The organism is Spirochaetota bacterium (assembly GCA_004297825.1).
GTDB lineage: Bacteria > Spirochaetota > UBA4802 > UBA4802 > UBA5368 > FW300-bin19.
The window spans coordinates 1-1,752 of record SCSX01000034.1 but is presented as its reverse complement, the minus strand read 5'-3'; the positions used below and the strand labels follow the sequence as shown (position 1 = coordinate 1,752).

The following is a 1,752-nucleotide window of genomic DNA, read 5'->3' as shown; positions in this document are numbered from 1 at the left end:
CTCTTCCGGGGTGAAACGCCGTCTCTTACTCTTGGTCATGTGATCCTCCTATAAATATCTCGGAGGATTTACTAGCTTATTTTTACCCTATTTTTTTCCCGTTTTCAATGAAGCGCGACACTGTTTCTTTTTTCCCGCGCCGTGGGGCTTTACTTTTTCACCGGCACGCGGATGAAGCCGTAGGTCTGCCCGTCGAGCGAGGCGGCCGCGAGCCCCTCGTGGAACGCGGAGATATCGGCGAACAGCGGTTCCACGATCCATTCCCCTTTGAGGTTCACGACGCCGGTCTTGCCGCCCGGAACCTTGATCGCGACGGTGCCCTCGTGCACCCCGCCCCAGGGTTCCCTGTCGCGCGGGAGCTCGAGCGCGATCGTGCCCTTCGCGTCGAGTATGGCCCACCTGACTGCGTCGCCCGATTTCAGGGACGCGACTGTATAGCCGCCGGCATACCCGCGGATTTCCTCGAACTTATGCTCGACGACGACCTTCCCCTGCGCGTTTATGCAGCCCCAGAAACCTCCCTTCAAAACCGGCGCAAGCCCGTCCGAAAAAGGGAGGGCATCGTCGTAGAAGCCCGTGAAAAATGGATACGTATTGAATTTTGTTGTGAAGAAATAGATCCCGCCCGTCATTTGCAGCGCGGCGTCGTAGGATCCGCCCGAGCTCACCGGCGCGATGCCGTTCGCGAATTCGAACCCGTAGTCCCACACCGTTTCGCCGGCCGCGTTCCGGTTGGTCAGCACCGTCTGCCCGTAGCGGTTGATGTAGCAGGGCCAGCCGTCGTCCCCCACCACGAAGGCGACGCCGTCGGAAAAGCGCGCGGCGCTCCTGAACCGCGCCGGGATGACGACCGCGCCCGTCGCGTCGATATAGCCGTATGTCGAGGAATCCTGTGCGAACACCGCGAGTCCCTCGTAAAAGGGATGCGCCTCGTAGAAGCGCGGCGCGATCACCATAGCGCCCGCGGTGTTGATATAGCCCCAGGTTTCGCCCGACTGGACCGCCGCCGTCCCCTGGCTGAAATCATTCACGTATTTGAACTGGGGCTCGATCGCCCACTGGACAGCGGGTTTGGGCTCCGGCTTGGAATTTGATTTGGGCTGGGCCGGCAGCGCCGATCCCGCGATGATGAGCATGAACGGCAGCAGCAGGTATTTCATTCGGGGCCTCGTCTGAAATGGTTAGGTGTTCGGTACGAGAAGGTAGGCCCACCCGGCGGGGATTGTCAATCACTATTGACCATGGGGCCAACCGCGGTCATCAGGTGTGAATCAAATTCCGGACGTTTTGCATTGAAAATCCGAGAAAATGTTCCGATTTTCCGACCCGCCTTCGTATTCATTTCATACGCTCCACGTTTTTCCCGGAGGATACGGAATGCTGCGAACGAGCATCAACATGAGAAACGACATCTTCTTCAAAATAGGCATCGCCGCCGTCCGGCTTGGAAAATCCCAACGCGAGGTCGTGATTATACTGCTTAACCGCATACGGGGCGATTTCGATCACTTCCAGGGAGGCTTTACCCTGGTGAGGTACCAGCCGCGCGACCCCCGGAAGCTTTGGCATTGTTTTCCGATTTCTTTTAGGGAGGCGGAGAATGAGCTTGTTGCGGATTTCAGGAAGCTTGGCAGGTTTTCCGTCTCCTACCTGGTGGCGATCGCCACGGACCGATATCTGGACGAAATATTGCAAGGCAAGAAAAACAGGCATAACTATGCAAAGTTTTCTCACTATGCCATCGGCCGGAGG

General features: G+C 57.6%; 2 protein-coding genes. One reads left to right on the top strand and one right to left on the bottom strand.

All coding sequences use genetic code 11. The annotated features are described in order from the left end of the window. Positions 1 to 149: 149 nt before the first annotated feature. Positions 150 to 1,160 (bottom strand): WG repeat-containing protein, encoded by a 1,011-nt coding sequence (locus tag EPN93_06860; protein ID TAL36902.1) that lies wholly within the window; start codon positions 1,158 to 1,160, stop codon positions 150 to 152. Between the two features lie 217 nt (positions 1,161 to 1,377). Between EPN93_06860 and EPN93_06855 the strand changes: the two genes are divergently transcribed. Further along, positions 1,378 to 1,752 (top strand): hypothetical protein (locus EPN93_06855; protein ID TAL36901.1); only part of this gene is annotated, 375 nt, incomplete at its 3' end.

Bases quoted from the DNA above. Each gene is read 5' to 3' on its own strand.
- EPN93_06860 (TAL36902.1), bottom strand. From the start codon at position 1,160: ATGAAATACCTGCTGCTGCCGTTCATGCTCATCATCGCGGGATCGGCG.